This window comes from Carboxydocella sporoproducens DSM 16521 (assembly GCF_900167165.1).
Classification (GTDB): Bacteria; Bacillota.
Window position 1 is genome coordinate 52,596 of the sequence record NZ_FUXM01000003.1, and the last position, 14,445, is coordinate 67,040.

The following is a 14,445-nucleotide window of genomic DNA, read 5'->3' on the forward strand; positions in this document are numbered from 1 at the left end:
GGAGGCGTAGGGAGTGAACAGGAAGTGGCAAAAACTGCTTTGCGAACGCGGGGATTTCGTGCAAAATGCTTTATATCTGGCCCTGGTGGTGATTTTTGGGATAGGAGTGCTATCCGCTTTTGGCCAGGAAATTGTGCAGCAATTTCAGGCCATCATCGACAAATTTGCCGCCACCCGTCCCCGTTAGGGCAGAGGGGTAGTGCTTATGTGGAGCTAGTCCTGGTCTTGCCAGTACTGCTGTTTTTATTGTTTGCCATCCTTGAAGGCGGAATCCTCATGGGGGTGGACAATTCCCTGGTTTCGGTTGTGGATTATGGCATCAGAGCAATGGCGGTAGAAGGGGGAATGACAGAGGAGATTGAGGAAAAGGTCAGACAACAGCTCAACTTGAGAGGGATCGATCCCGACCAGGTGAGAATAGAAGCCAGCTGGCAGCCGGTTCAGTTTCAGGAGGAGATTTTTTTGCGCCTGCACTATGATTATCCCTTGCGCTTGTTTGCTATCGAGGATGTACTGGAAATAACTATCCCGCTCAAGGCGGAAACGGTGGGAATCAGTGAACATGTTTTTCGTTGAGGAAAAAGGGACCAATACAGGCTGGCTGGTGCTATTACTGCCAGTTTTACTGCTGTTACTGGGCTGGGTTACGGATATTTCTATGTTATATATTGCCAGTAACCAGCTCCAGCATATCGCTGATAAAGCAGGGGAAGGAGCATTGACCACTTCCATAATAATGAATGTAATCCAGGAAGAAGGAACCATAAAGGTAGACCCTGTTCAGGCAGAAGAAAATTTTCAGCGGCTTTTGACTGCCAATGCCGAGCGCGAGGGCTGGGTTTTTACTGATGTTAAGCTGACCAGGCTGGAGATAGAACCGGAAGGCCCGCCCCGGCTGAGCTGTCGCCTGGAAGGGGAATACAGGCCAGTTTTTATGGGTTTCTGGCGAGAAAAAGTAACGCTGGGGGTAGAGAGCGAGGTTGTACTGGAGGATATACCTTGATGTAAACAATTTGACAGACAGGCTCTGAAAAAGTGGTATAATATATACGAACAACTTCACAACCTCCCAACACAACCTCTAACTTTTCTCCTGGCCCTTGGTTAACAAGGGCTATTTTTTTTGGTATACTTACAGGGGATGATGTGAGTGCAGGGGAGTGAAATCATTGCTGAGAAAATGGTTTGTCTGGCTTATTCTAACTGTACTGGTGGGACAGGCAGTTTTGCCCGCCAAAGCCTGGACTGCCAGGGAACCTTTGATTGTCGGTAAAGGCGCGGTGCTGATTAATGGCAGAACGGGAGAAATAATCTGGAGTAAAAACCCGGATCAGAAGCTCTATCCAGCCAGTACCACCAAAATCCTGACTACTCTGTTGGCCCTGGAAAAGGGCAATCTAGATGATATTGTTACAGTCAGCCGCAGGGCGATGCAACAGGAAGGCAGTGCCATCTGGCTGCAGGAAGGAGAGCAGATTAGTTTACGGGATCTGCTCTATGCTGTAATGCTGAATTCCGCCAATGATGCTGCAGCGGCGGTGGCTGAACATATTGGTGGCTCGATAGAGAATTTTGCCCAAATGATGAATGAACGGGCCCGTCAGGCAGGGGCTGTCAATTCCCATTTTGCCAATCCCAATGGTTTGCCCAATCCGGATCATTATACTACCCCTAAGGACCTGGGATTAATCGCCTATGCTGCCATGCAGAATCCCCATTTTCGGGAAATTGTGGCCAGCAAGACTTTTAATATTAAAAGACAGGATCCGGCGGCTTTGACGCAGTTAATTAATCACAATAAACTGCTCTGGCGCTATCCAGGAGCTAATGGCATTAAAACCGGATATACTGTAGCCGCTCGTCAGTGCCTGGTCGCCTCTGCCCAAAGGGATGGGGAGGAGTTTATCGCAGTTGTCCTGGGCAGTGAAGGCAGAAATATCTGGACCGATTGTACCACACTTCTGGATTATGGTTTTAACAATTTCAAAACTGTACTGGCAGCTAAAGCCGGTGAAAAAGTGGGAGAAGTGCCAGTTAGTGAAGGAGCGAAGAAAGCGGTTGCCGTACTGAAAGAGGACCTTTATGTGACGGTTCCCAAAGACCAGCCTTTACCCAGCTGGGGCCGAGCAGCCCACCTGCTGGATAATGTGCAGGCACCGGTAGAAAAAGGCCAGAAGCTGGGGGAAATGGTGCTGCTCCTGGGGGATAAACCGCAGGCCAGGGCGGAAGTGGTGGCGGAATCAGGAGTAGCCAAAAAGAAATGGGCCAGTTTTGTTACCAGCACGGGCCAGGTCTGGAGTGAATATAAGTGGTGGTTTTTTGGTTCAGGAGGGATGGTGCTGGTCGGAGGTTATTTGCTGGCCCTGGCCAGAAAAAAGAGACGTCAGCAACGCAGATTTTCCCGCTATTATTACGATGATTCGGAATATTAGAACTTTCCATTGCTGACACAAATCGACAGTTGTTGTTGTGCCTTCCTGCTATAATTGAATTAGAAGGAGGCGAGCGGTATGAGAAAACAATTCTTAGAGCTGTTGCTGGAAATGATTGATCGGGAGCGAAGCAAACTGGAGGAGCTCTGGCTGGAATGGGGTAGCACCCAGCACCCCCTGGTTTACCACCAGAGCTGTAAGCTGGACAAATTGATCAACCTTTACCAGCGCCAGAAGTTTTTTTGTAGTTGTTGAAAAGAAGCCTGCTGATAATTCTGAAGGCAAATGAATCGGCCTTCAGAATTTTTTTGTTTTTTCTGTCTATTTAGCAGGGAAATTAGAAGACATGTAGAATATAGTGTTGTATAAAAGATGCTCTAACAAAACAATTGTTACAAGACAAAGGAGGTATTTTCAGGGTATGAAGGGAAAAAAGTTGTGGAGTCTGGTGTTAGCGGGAGCTTTGCTGGCTAGCGGGCTGTCCGGTTGCGGCACCCAGGCTGGCAAGGAAGGGGAGCAAAAGCAGAGTGGAGATAACCAGGCCGGTGGCGGCGAGATTTTAATCGGTACCAACTTTGAGATGACCGGTAATGCTGCCTCCTACGGTCAGGGTTCAGTTAAAAACATCCGGCTGGCTATTGAAGAAATCAATGCTGCCGGCGGCGTACTGGGCAAAAAGATTCGCCTGGTGGAAGGGGATAACAAGAGTGAACCTTCCGAATCCGCCAATGTTACCACCAAGCTTATCACTCAGGACAAAGTGGTGGCCATTATCGGGCCGGCAGCCAGCTCCAATGCGATTGCTGCTGCGCCGATCTGTGATCAGTTTGGCATTCCCCTGGTACCTTCCAGTGCTACCGCTTCTGGCGTAACAGTGGACAAAGATGGCAAGACCCATCCCTATGTTTTCCGGACCTGTATGATTAACCCCTTCCAGGGTAAAGTTGGTGCTGCTTTTGCCATTGACACTCTGAAGGCCAAGACTGCGGTAATTGTGGTGGATAACAGTACCGACTACAGTAAGGATCTGGCTGCTGAATTTGAGAAGAACTTTATCGAAAAAGGCGGTAAGATTCTGGGCAAAGAAGCCTATCTGGCCAAGGATACTGACTTCCGGGCTATCCTGACCAAAATCAAGCAAATGAATCCTGATATTATCTATCTCCCTGGTTACTATAACGAATCCGCTCTCTTCATCAAACAAGCCCGGGAGCTGGGCCTGAACCTGCCCATCGTCGGTGGGGATGCCTGGGATTCCCCGACTCTGGTTGAAGTAGCTGGGGCCAAGGCGCTGAACAATACTTTCTTCACTAACCACTATTCTATCGAAAGCCAGAACGAATTGTCTAAAAAGTATGTAGAAGCCTATCAGAAGAAGTATGGCGAGTTGCCTGATGCCATCGGTGCGATGGCCTATGACGCCGCTTACCTGGTAGCAGATGCTATCAAGCGGGCTGGCAGCGCTGATCCCAAAGCTATTCGCGATGCTCTGGAAGCCACCAAGGATTTCAAGGGCATTTCCGGTACTATCACCTTTGATGATAAGCACAATCCCATCAAGAGTGCCTTTATCATCGAGTTTGTGGATGGCAAGCAGAAACTGAAGACCATCGTAGAGCCCTAAGAGAAAGGCAGCCCACTACAGTGAGAGGTAGTGGGCTGTTGTTTTTTTCTGTCAACAAAAAGCAGGATTTCAGGGATAAATGTCGAATGTGTCAACTGTTAAAACCTGAACAAGCGAAGGGAAGTGTGGGAGATGAAGCTCTGGCGTTTGCGCTTGAATTTTCGCTGGAAACTGGCTGTTGTCTTGATGTTTGCCGTTTTCATCACAGCGGTTTCCATGGGTATCTATGCGGTTTATCAGGAAAAACAGGAGCTGGCAGCTGTTGTTCAGGAGCGATTGCGACATAATGGCAGGATGGCACTGGCTTACCTGGATGTGTTATATCCAGGGCCCTGGCGGGTGGAAAATGGCCTCCTGTACAAGGGGAATATTCAGATCTCCTACAATGACCGGCTAGTTGATGATTTGCGGGATAAAACCGAGTGCCTGGTTACCTTCTTCCTGGGGGATACCAGAGTTGCCACTACAATCCGGGATGAGTTCGGTCGGCGCATAATTTCCACCCAGGCCGCACCGGAGATAGCCCGACAGGTGCTGGCTGGCAAGGAATTTCAAGGGGAAGCTGACGTACTGGGCAAAAAACTGCAGACAGCCTACTTTCCTTTGCAAGATGAAAATGGTCGCACTATCGGTATGTTTTTTATCGGCAGTGACCACCGGGACTATGATGCCAAATTGAATGGTTTAATCTGGAATTTCATTTGGGCCCTCCTGTTTGGCCAGCTGATGGCCAATGTCCTGGCCTGGTATGTCGCCCGTCATTTCAGCCGACCGGTGCAGGCCATACAGCAGGCTATGTCCCGGGCGGAGCAGGGGGATTTGACAGTGCGGGTCCCTGTTACCACCAAGGATGAACTGGGGGATCTGGCGGATAATTTCAACAGCATGCTGTTGCGCCTGAGCCAGGCCTTCCAGGAAGTGAATGAAACTGCCCACCAGCTGGCGGGCTCAGCCCAGCAATTATCTTCAGCGGCGGAAGAATCCAGTCGTACTACCGAGCAGATTGCCTCTACCATCAATCAGGTGGCCCAGGGGACAGAAAGTCAGGCCAAGAGCGTGGAGGATACAGCCAATATTATCAGTGAAATGTCCAAACTGGCCCAGCAAATTGCGGCCAATGCCCATGGCGTTTTGTCTGCGGCCCGGGAGATGGATGAAAGTGCCCAGGCCGGGGAAAAAGCCATTGAGCAGGTAATGGAAAAAATGGCCCATATCAATCAGTCAGTTGCTGAATTTGCTAACCAGATTAGCTCTCTGGGCAACAGAAGTCAGGAGATCGGCAAGATCGTAGATGTGATTACCGGTATTGCCAAGCAGACCAATTTACTGGCTTTAAATGCTGCCATTGAGGCAGCCCGGGCCGGTGAACATGGCCGCGGTTTTGCTGTAGTGGCAGATGAGGTGCGCAAGCTGGCAGAACAATCCGCTGAAGCCACCACCCAGATTTCGGGCCTGATTAAAGAAATTCAGGGTGAAACGGTAAAGGCAGTGCAGGGCATGGAAGAGCGCCGGCAGGAAGTAGAGCAGGGCACGGCCATCGCCCAGAACGCAGTCCTGGCTTTCCGAAATATTATCGAGGCTATCAATAAGGTCAATAACCAGATTGCCTCTGTGACTCAGGCTACTGACCAGATGGCGGAAGGCGGCGATGTGGCTGTGCAGGCTATCGAAAACATTGCCAGCATATCCGAACAGACAGCGGCCAGTGCCCAGCAGGTGGCGGTTGCTGCCGAGGAACAGACCGCCTCTTCCCAGGAAGTGGCTGCATCAGCAGGTATGCTGTCATCACTGGCTGATCGCTTGCAAAGCATTACCAGTCGCTTTCAAGTCAAATAGACCCTGCGATATGTGGCGGTGAAAACCGCCACAAAATGTTCACATTTATACTATTGCTTGTAGTAATGCGAGGAAGTATAATTTCTATAGAAAGCCAAGGAGGTAGGTGAGAAAATGTTCTGGCGCAAACTGGGAATAGAGTTCAAACCTCATAAAACTGGCTTGAGCAAAGTACTGGGGGAATTAGAAGCAGAAATCATGGAGATTGTCTGGCAGCATGACCGTCCGGTTACAGTACGGGAAGTATATGAAGAACTGCGGGAGCGCCGTTCTATCGCCTACACCACCGTCATGACCATTATGAGTCGGCTGGCTGAGAAGGAACTGCTGCAAAAGACCCAGGAGTCCAATTATTATCTCTACTCTCCCGTATATTCCCGCGAGGAATTTACAACAAAAGTAGTTTCCCTGGTGCTAGATGGTTTGCTGGCCGATTTTGCCCAGCCCGTTCTCTCCCACCTGGTGGAGAAAATCCAGGACGAGGATGAAGAAAAGCTGGCCCAGCTGGAACAGCTGATTCGGGAGCGACGAGCTAAAGGAGGCAAATAGTTTGTCTAAGCTGCATCCTTTGCTCATCTATGCTGCCTTTGGCTTGCCGATCACAGTGCCGGTGGTGCTTTTCTGGCACCGGCTTAGTGATAAAAAACTGGGCAGAGTCTGGCTGGAAAGGCTGTGGTTAACCCCTCTCTTGCTACCGTTTGTGATTTACGGCATCAGCATGTTTTTTCAGCTCAATCGCAGCTGTGTCCTGGTAGCGGGCCCGGAGGGAATAGCTGGTTGGCCTGGGCGGCTACAGAGCTGGCTTTGTCAGGCCGGGACGGCCCTGGCGGTGATATTGACGCCGCTATTTCTGGTAGCGCTGGTGGTCGGAGTTGTAAAAGCAGGAGCTGCTTTGATCCTAACCCGTCGCCTGATTAACCGCTATGGTTATTTGCAGGAAGACTACCGGGGGATTCTCAGTAAAGTCAATTATCTGGCAAACACAGCTGGCATTAAACCTCCAGCTGTGATACTGACCGATTTGCCCCTGGGACAGGCGTTTATCAGCGGATTCTGGCAGCCGGTGCTTATCCTCTCCCGCCCGCTGGTGGTCGAACTGGATGAGGAAGAGCTGACAGCGGTGCTGGCCCATGAAATCGCCCACTGTCAGAGGGGTGATAACCGCCGTACCTGGCTGCTGGTGTTATTGCGGGATTTGTTGTTGTTTACCGGCCTATCCCCCCTGGTTTTTCGTCACTGGGAACAGCTTAAAGAGCAACTGGCTGATGGGAAAGCGGGCAACCTGGGGGCTAATCCCCTGGCCCTGGCCCAGGCCCTGTTAAAAACCAGAAGATTGAACACGCCTTTAAGTGGCTGGCGTCTCGCCCTGGATAACTTTTTGCCCCTTGCGCGTTTGGGAGGCAAAGGCAAACTGCAGCAAAGAATAGAGGCTTTGCTGGAAGAGGAACAACTACCTGGACATGCGGGCTGGGGGTTACTGGCCCTTGGCACTATCTGGATGATGGCAGGTGGCCTTCTGATCTTTTTTTGCTAAGAGGCCACCTTTTTAACAAGACAATATACTACGCGATGTAAAAGGAGGAGACCAAAATGGCAAAAAGAGTAGACAAAAAGTCCATGGTATTACAGGGTAAGAAAAAGAATAGCTGGCTGCTGCCGGCAGCGGTTGTTCTGTCCCTGGCTATTGTAGGGGGAGCGGTGGCGCTAAAGACGTCCAGTCAGACGGCAGCTACAGATAAGGCTAATGTGGGAACCTATAATGTTGGTACCCAGGTGACTTATGACGCTGCGCAGAAAATAGAACAAACTGTGGTTCAACCGGAATTCAAGGACGGGAAAATCTATCTTGATCTGGAGCTGGTAAAAAACAACAAGATCGTAAAGTTTGAAATTCCTAACCAGAAAGTGACTTTGCCCAATGGCACCACTTTCAATTCCTTGCCTATTACTGCCTATGTGGCTCCGTCTGGCCGGGTTGTAGGAGCAGTATCTTTCTGCGAACCCTGTTCTGGAACCAGCTTCCATATTGAAGGAAATGAATTGGTCTGCAATGTCTGTGGTACCCGCTGGACCCTGGAAGATCTGAAAGGGGTTAGTGGTGGCTGCCTGACCTATCCTCCCGATGAGGTAAAGTATGAAGTTAAGGATGGCAAGATGGTCTTTGATGAAAAAGAACTGCGGGCCTGGCAACCGCGGGTATAAAGGAGGGGTTTGTTCATGGAAGACAGGATCATTTTGGTGGAAGATGTAGACCAGGATGCCGAAAAACGCTGGCGGATTTTTTACTGGATCATCTTTCTGGTCAGTACAGGAGCGATTTTGTTAGGGGTCAAAATCTGGTATAACCTGAAAGATAATGCAATTAACAACTTCTACCCTGCCCAATTCCAATCCGACAACTATGGTTACCAGCAACTGGCCTATCCTGCGGCGGGAGGCGGCGGCTGTTGTGGTGGCAGCGGCAGTGCTGTTGTTAGCGGTGGTGGCTGTGGCAGTGGGGGCTGCGGTGGTGGCGGAACCCGGCTGGGCGCTGCGGACCTGGAGAAGATCAAGCAGCAGGCTTTAAGTTTTTATCGCCAGCAGACCGGGGATAACAGCCAGGTAGATGCCCGGGTGCAGGATTTTGGCTGTCATATTCAGGTGGATATTTTCAAGAACGGGGCTAAAATAAAGAGTTATGCCTGGCGTGGCGGACAGGTCAGCGAAATTCAGTAGAGCTACAGGAGGCTCAGCTTATGGGACTGTTAACCATTGCGCTCAATAATCTGCGTCGCCAGAAGGGGCGCACTTTCTTTTTGCTTTTAAGCCTGGTCCTAAGTGTAAGCACCGTTGTAGGGCTATATTTGCTCACTACTTCCATGCGGACGGAGATCGGGGACAAGTTTGACCAGATTGGGGCCAATATCCTGATATTGCCAGCGGAAAACAGGCAAAGTTTCAGCTATGGTGGGGTGAGCTTGCCGGGGGCGGTAGTGAAGGAAAATTTAGTGCCGGAAACGATGGCTGAACAGGTGCGTACTATTAAAAACCGGGAAAGCATTGCTGTGGTGGCCCCCAAGCTGCTGGGCGTGTTGAACAGTGAACGCGGACGGGTGCTGGGCATAGGAGTGCGCTTTCCGGCGGAGCTGCGGCTAAAGAAATGGTGGCAAATCCGAATTAGCCCTGCAGGTCAGCCCGTACAATATGCCCCTAAATTTCCGGTGATTGAGCTGCAAGCTGATGAGGTTTTGCTGGGAGCAGCGGTCGCTGAACGCTGGCAACTGGATGTGGGCCAAACCCTGCAGGTAAAAGGACAGACTCTCCGCATCAAAGGGGTAATTGAGCCTACTGGTGGGGAAGAAGACCGGGCCCTCTGGCTGGATCTGACTACCATGCAGAAGCTGACCGGCAAAGAAAAAAAGGTTACTTTCCTGGAACTGGCAGCTCTTTGTAATACCTGTCCCATTGACGATATCGTACGACAATTGACGGAAAAATTGCCAGGCACCAGAGTAATGGCGGTAAAAGCCGCAGTGGAGGCCCGCAAGGCCATTGTGGAACGGTTTGCCCTTTTTGCGTTGGCTCTGGCCGGGTTGATTCTGTTCCTGGGAGCAGTTATGGTCTTGTTGACTATGTCTGGAGCAGTGAAGGAGAGAACCAGAGAAATCGGGATTTTACGGGCCATCGGGTACCGGCGCAGCCATATCATAACAATTATTTGCACCGAAGCAGCGGTACTGGGGCTGGCGGCTGGCGTGGCTGGCTTTGGCAGTGGCACTTTGCTGGCTAGTCTGGGTGCCCCTCTGGTGGCCGGGATGGAAGTTCCGGTTCCCTGGGACCCGCTGGTGGCTGTAATCAGTATGGGCGGTGCCCTGCTGTTAGGGCTGCTAGCAGCTTTTTGGCCGGCCTGGCAGGGTTCTCGACTGGATCCGGTCACAGCTTTGCGGTATTTATAAGGGGTGAAAGAGATGGCTTTAATCAAGGCGGAAAAATTGCGTAAAGAGTATAGTAGCGGTGAGGATAAGGTTATAGCCCTGGCGGAGGCCAGTTTCAATGTGGAAGCCGGAGAATTCCTGGGCATCATTGGGCCTTCCGGCTCAGGGAAAAGTACTTTGCTCAGCATTTTAGGGGGATTGAACCCACCTACATCGGGGAAGCTAGAAATAGATGGTATCGATGTTTACAGCCTGGACCAGGAGCAGCTGGCCGATTTTCGCAGCGAATATGTTGGTTTTGTGTTCCAGCAGTTTCAGCTGTTGCCTTATCTGACCGCCCTGGAAAATGTTATGTTGCCTCTGGCCATCAGCGGCCGGCCCAAAGGGGAGCAACGGGATATGGCCGCCCTGGTGCTGGAAAAAGTAGGACTGGGAAATAAACTGAATCGTTTGCCCAATCAGCTGTCCGGTGGTGAACAGGAACGGGTGGCCATCGCCAGGGCTATAGTCAACCAGCCGCCGATTATTTTTGCTGATGAACCTACCGGGGCCCTGGATAGCAAAACCGGACAGGAAATAATGGAACTGTTTCAGGCATTGAATCGGGAAGGGCAGACCATTATTATGGTCACCCACAACTTAGAGACATTGAAATATATGCACCGGGCGCTGCTGATCCGTGATGGCCTGGTGGAAAAGGTGATAAAGCATGAATCTCTGGGATATTGCGCTCAATAATTTGCGCCGCCGATTTCGTAAAACCCTGCTCATCCTGCTGGGGCTGGCTCTTGGAGTAGCTACAGTTGTAGCCCTGCTGGCCATAACCTGGATGATGGAAACGGACCTCAGCCGCCAGCTGCGGGGCAATGGGACCCGGCTGGTGATTGTTCCCAGACAGGAGGAGTGGAACTATACCTATGGCGGGATGCCGGTGGGGGCAGAAGTAACCTATGAGGTAAAGCACTTACCCCTCTCGTTGTTGTCGGTTTTAGGTAAACAAAAAGAGCTGGAAGTTATTGCTCCCAAGTTCTTAGCCTCATTGCCGGTGGAGGGAGAGAACAATCTGGTAGTAGGGTTAAAATGGCAGGAAGAACGCCAGATCCGCAATTACTGGCAGATCCAGGGTCAGTGGCCCCGGGCTGCCGGTGAAGCTGCAGCCGGTGCAGAATTGGCCAGGGCCAGAAACTGGCAAATAGGTCAGCGCCTTAAGGTGAAAGACCGGTGGGTGACACTTACCGGGATTCTGGCTGCCACTGGTCAGGAGGAGGACGGGCTGCTCTTCATGAACATTTCTGACCTGCAGGCAGTCGCCGGACAGACTGGAGCCTTGAGTTTTGTAGAGGTACTGGCTTTTCGCAATCAAGAGACCAGTATGGCAGAACAGGAGGAGCTGCGTTCGAGGCTGGCGTCCCTATTGCCGGATACAGAAGTGCGCTTGCTGCGGCAGGTGGAGACAGCCCGGCTGGAACTGCTGGAGCGGGTGAAAAAATTTGGCCTGCTGATAACCCTGCTGGTAGTATTGGTGGCTGGAATGATGGTAATAGCCAACCAGTTAGCCTCAGTTAAAGAGCGGACCAGGGAAATCGGTATATTGCGGGCCATCGGGTACCGTCAACAGCATATTATCCGCATCTTCTTGCTGGAAGCGGCGCTTTTGTGTTCCCTGGGCGCTGTGGCAGGCTACTGGCTGGGCATCCTGGCAGCCAGATTGGTCTTACCCAGGTTGGTGGCAGGACTGGAACTTACTGCCTGGTACCCACAGCTAGCTTTAATGATGCTGGCAGGTGCTATCTTCCTGGGCCTGGCGGCTGGTTACTGGCCAGCCCGGCAAGGGGCAAAATTGGACCCGGCAGAGGCTTTACGCTACCTCTGAGCATATGCTAAGATATATGCGGAAGGAGGTTATTGCCATGGTCAATGTCTATGACAAGGCCTATGAGCTGGCCCGGGCATTAAAAGCATCTCCTGAATTTTTGAGCTATACTAAAATTAAAGAAAAACTGGAAAAAGATAAGGAAACCTGGCAGCGGATTGTAGATTTTCGCCAGAAACAGCTGGAAATCCAGGCCAGGCAGTTACAGGGGCAAAAAATTGAGGAGGAATTGAGCCAGCTCCAGAATCTCTTTAACCTGCTGGCGGCTAACCGGGATATTGCGGAATTTTTTCAGGCAGAATATGCTTTTAGCCGGCTGATGTTTGATATTCAGAAGATCATTGGAGAAGCAGTGGGCCTGGATATGGACTGGGAAAAACAGATGAAAACCGGAAGCTAAAGCTTTCGGTTTGTTTTTTTCTGGCCCCGGTGCTAAAATTTGATTATAACATCAGTTGGAAAAGAGGGCTTTGGATGAAGAAAAGAACCATTGCTGAGCATTACATACATGATTTTGCTAGCCTGGCCTGGAGGTTTGACCTGGACTGGCGCCAGCCCCAGCACTGGCGGCAGCAGTTGAAACGGGTGATTGACAGTTATCGGCTGGGGACGGTGGTTAGTGAGCCTCTGGCCCGCTTTCAACGGGAACTGGGAGCCGGAGAAAAAGCGGTAGAAAATGCTCGCTCCCTGGCGGAACGGGGTACGGTGGCCATAGTTACCGGCCAGCAGGCTGGACTGGCTACCGGTCCCCTTTATACCATTTACAAGGCACTGGCTGTACTCAAAGCAGCCCGGGAGCTGGCTGAGCGGGAACAGAGTAAGGTAATCCCTGTTTTCTGGCTGGCCAGTGAGGACCATGACTGGCTGGAAATCAATCACTGTTACTGGCCCGGGCGGCAGTGGCGCTGGCCCGATCCGCCCGGAGCTGGACGCAAGCCGGCGGGGCTGCTGGCTATGACGATGGCGATGGAACAGACCATCTGGGAGATGATTCGCTGTTTGCCGGAAGGAACAGGACGGACGGAAACGGGGGAATGGCTGGCAGCGGCTCTCAAGGGGGCGGGGTCACCTGCTGGCTGGGTTGCGCGCCTGCTGGCTCGCTTGCTGGGAGAGCAGGGTCTGGTGATCGTAGACCCCATGTTGCCGGAACTGCGCCAGGCTTTACAACCCTTCTGGCAGGAGACCCTGGCCAAAGGGGCAGAGATTCCCGCCTTAATCTGTCAGGCGGGAGAGCAGCTGGCTGCTGCCGGCTGGCAACCGGCTCTAGCAATGGCTCCAGACCGGACCGGCTTGTTCTATCTGCAGAATGACGAGAGGATTGCCCTGACGCTACAGGAATTGACCTTCGGCCTGGAGCTGGCTGTCCAGGAACCGGTGCGCCTCAGCTGCAGTGTGGCTACCCGACCGCTGGCCCAGGACCGGCTGCTGCCAACAGTAGCCTATGTAGCAGGACCGGGAGAGCTGGCCTACTACGCTCAGTTGCGGGAGGTCTATCACCTGTTTGGCCAGACCATGCCCATTTTATTGCCCCGCTGGAGTGTGACACTGGTGGAACCCGAGCAGAAGAAGGTACTGAACCAGTGGCAGCTGTCCCTGCCAGAGCTGGCTGAACTGGAGCAGCAGGAAATTGACCTTCGCCTGGCCAGTCGGGCAGGGTGGAATCATGAACAGTTACTGGCAGATTTGCGGGAGCGCTGGCAGAAAGAACATGCTGAGCTTTTCACCCATCTGGCTCAATTGGAGCCAGAACTGGAACTACTGCAGGCCAGGAACTGGAATTATATTTCTTATCAGCTGGATTATTTAAAAGGCAAAGTGGAGCAGAAGTTGCGGCGGCAATACCGTCAGCAGATAGATGCTTTGCTAGCGGCCCGCCAGACCCTCTGGCCGGGAGGAAAAAGGCAGGAACGGGTGTTGAATCTGACCTGGTTTTTGAGCCGCTGGGGTAAAGGCTGGCTGCATCATTTACTGCATGCACCTCTTGATTGGGGGCAACACTACTATCTGGAACTGGGAGGCAGTGAAGATGGATATCATCTATACCAGGGATAGGGAAGCAGCTTTAGTAGAGGTAGAGGCTCTGGTAGTAGGACCTCATCCTGATGATGCGGAAATCGGCTCTGGTGGGCTAATGGCCCGCTGGGGCAAAGAAGGGATAAAATTCGGCATTGCCGATTTGACCCGTGGGGAGCAGGGAACTAATGGAACAGTGGAGGAAAGACGGGAAGAAAGCCGGAGGGCAGCAGAAATCTTGGGAGCCACCTGGCGGATCAATTTGCAGTTACCGGACGGAGGGCTGGCGCTGGACCCGGAACAGGTAGCGGCCCTGGTGCGCCTCATACGGCAAGTCAGGCCCCGCCTGTTGCTGGTGCCTTACTGGGAAGATCGCCATCCTGATCACCGGGCAGCCAGCCAGCTGGCCGAACGGGCCCATTTCGAGGCTGGATTGCGCAAGGTGCTGCCGGAACTGGAGCCTTACCGGCCCCGGGAAATAGTTTACTATTTCATCAACCGGGAAACGGATCCATCATTTATCATAGATATCAGTGAGGAGTATGAAACCAAACGGGAAGCGGTACTGGCTCATCGTTCCCAGTTTTTTCGGGAAAATCGCTGGCTGCCGACCAGATTAAATGGACATTTTCCCTATTTGATCGAGACCCGCTGTCGCTTCTGGGGGGCAAAAATTGGTGCTGAATTCGGGGAAGGATTTCTGGTTAAAAATCCCCTGGTCCTGACAGATCCGCTGGAAATATGGAGGTAAGG

Annotated in this window: 17 protein-coding genes; all 17 read left to right on the forward strand. The window is 51.9% G+C overall.

The genetic code is table 11. From position 1 onward, the window contains the following. Nucleotides 1-13: 13 nt before the first annotated feature. The 17 genes from B5D20_RS13780 (at nucleotide 14) to bshB1 (ending at nucleotide 14,443) form a co-directional block, all read left to right on the forward strand. A complete protein-coding gene (locus B5D20_RS13780) occupies nucleotides 14-187 on the forward strand; it encodes a hypothetical protein (RefSeq protein WP_159071912.1) in 174 nt (57 codons plus the stop codon). A 20-nt stretch (nucleotides 188-207) separates the two neighbouring features. Next, nucleotides 208-576, forward strand: a complete 369-nt coding sequence (locus tag B5D20_RS01945) for a TadE/TadG family type IV pilus assembly protein (RefSeq protein WP_159071911.1) — start codon at nucleotides 208-210, stop codon at nucleotides 574-576. Continuing rightward, complete coding sequence (locus B5D20_RS01950) at nucleotides 563-1,003, forward strand: pilus assembly protein TadG-related protein (protein ID WP_078664550.1); 441 nt, start codon at nucleotides 563-565, stop codon at nucleotides 1,001-1,003. The genes B5D20_RS01945 and B5D20_RS01950 overlap by 14 nt, the downstream gene beginning before the upstream one ends. A 166-nt stretch (nucleotides 1,004-1,169) precedes the next feature. Further along, nucleotides 1,170-2,432 (forward strand): D-alanyl-D-alanine carboxypeptidase family protein, encoded by a 1,263-nt coding sequence (locus B5D20_RS01955; RefSeq protein ID WP_078664551.1) that lies wholly within the window; start codon nucleotides 1,170-1,172, stop codon nucleotides 2,430-2,432. A 78-nt stretch (nucleotides 2,433-2,510) separates the two neighbouring features. Beyond that, nucleotides 2,511-2,687: an aspartyl-phosphate phosphatase Spo0E family protein gene (locus B5D20_RS01960; protein WP_078664552.1), complete on the forward strand. Its 177-nt coding sequence runs from the start codon at nucleotides 2,511-2,513 to the stop codon at nucleotides 2,685-2,687. Between the two features lie 166 nt (nucleotides 2,688-2,853). Continuing rightward, nucleotides 2,854-4,056: an ABC transporter substrate-binding protein gene (locus tag B5D20_RS01965; protein ID WP_078664553.1), complete on the forward strand. Its 1,203-nt coding sequence runs from the start codon at nucleotides 2,854-2,856 to the stop codon at nucleotides 4,054-4,056. A 132-nt stretch (nucleotides 4,057-4,188) separates the two neighbouring features. Further along, entirely contained in the window at nucleotides 4,189-5,892 is a 1,704-nt protein-coding gene (locus B5D20_RS01970) for a methyl-accepting chemotaxis protein (protein WP_078664554.1), read from the forward strand. Between the two features lie 114 nt (nucleotides 5,893-6,006). Continuing rightward, the gene (locus B5D20_RS01975; RefSeq protein WP_078664555.1) at nucleotides 6,007-6,441 is read left to right on the forward strand and encodes a BlaI/MecI/CopY family transcriptional regulator; all 435 of its coding nucleotides are present in this window, start codon (nucleotides 6,007-6,009) and stop codon (nucleotides 6,439-6,441) included. 1 nt (nucleotide 6,442) lies between these two features. Continuing rightward, nucleotides 6,443-7,426 carry a M56 family metallopeptidase gene (locus B5D20_RS01980; RefSeq protein WP_078664556.1) on the forward strand — a complete coding sequence of 328 codons (984 nt, stop codon included), beginning with the start codon at nucleotides 6,443-6,445 and terminating at the stop codon, nucleotides 7,424-7,426. A 56-nt stretch (nucleotides 7,427-7,482) separates the two neighbouring features. Next, a complete protein-coding gene (locus tag B5D20_RS01985) occupies nucleotides 7,483-8,094 on the forward strand; it encodes a Fe-S-containing protein (RefSeq protein ID WP_078664557.1) in 612 nt (203 codons plus the stop codon). A gap of 15 nt (nucleotides 8,095-8,109) precedes the next feature. Then, complete coding sequence (locus B5D20_RS13965; protein WP_078664558.1) at nucleotides 8,110-8,607, forward strand: hypothetical protein; 498 nt, start codon at nucleotides 8,110-8,112, stop codon at nucleotides 8,605-8,607. Nucleotides 8,608-8,627: 20 nt separating this feature from the next. Beyond that, entirely contained in the window at nucleotides 8,628-9,827 is a 1,200-nt protein-coding gene (locus B5D20_RS01995) for an ABC transporter permease (protein WP_078664559.1), read from the forward strand. A gap of 12 nt (nucleotides 9,828-9,839) precedes the next feature. Further along, complete coding sequence (locus tag B5D20_RS02000) at nucleotides 9,840-10,544, forward strand: ABC transporter ATP-binding protein (protein ID WP_078664560.1); 705 nt, start codon at nucleotides 9,840-9,842, stop codon at nucleotides 10,542-10,544. Further along, nucleotides 10,516-11,679 (forward strand): ABC transporter permease, encoded by a 1,164-nt coding sequence (locus tag B5D20_RS02005; protein WP_078664561.1) that lies wholly within the window; start codon nucleotides 10,516-10,518, stop codon nucleotides 11,677-11,679. Before B5D20_RS02000 ends, B5D20_RS02005 begins: the two co-directional genes overlap by 29 nt. 37 nt (nucleotides 11,680-11,716) lie before the next feature. Further along, entirely contained in the window at nucleotides 11,717-12,079 is a 363-nt protein-coding gene (locus tag B5D20_RS02010) for a YlbF/YmcA family competence regulator (RefSeq protein ID WP_159071910.1), read from the forward strand. Between the two features lie 74 nt (nucleotides 12,080-12,153). Further along, nucleotides 12,154-13,731, forward strand: a complete 1,578-nt coding sequence (gene bshC / locus B5D20_RS02015) for a bacillithiol biosynthesis cysteine-adding enzyme BshC (RefSeq protein ID WP_078664563.1) — start codon at nucleotides 12,154-12,156, stop codon at nucleotides 13,729-13,731. Further along, nucleotides 13,706-14,443, forward strand: a complete 738-nt coding sequence (gene bshB1 / locus B5D20_RS02020) for a bacillithiol biosynthesis deacetylase BshB1 (protein ID WP_078664564.1) — start codon at nucleotides 13,706-13,708, stop codon at nucleotides 14,441-14,443. Before bshC ends, bshB1 begins: the two co-directional genes overlap by 26 nt. The last annotated feature ends 2 nt before the right edge of the window (nucleotides 14,444-14,445 follow it).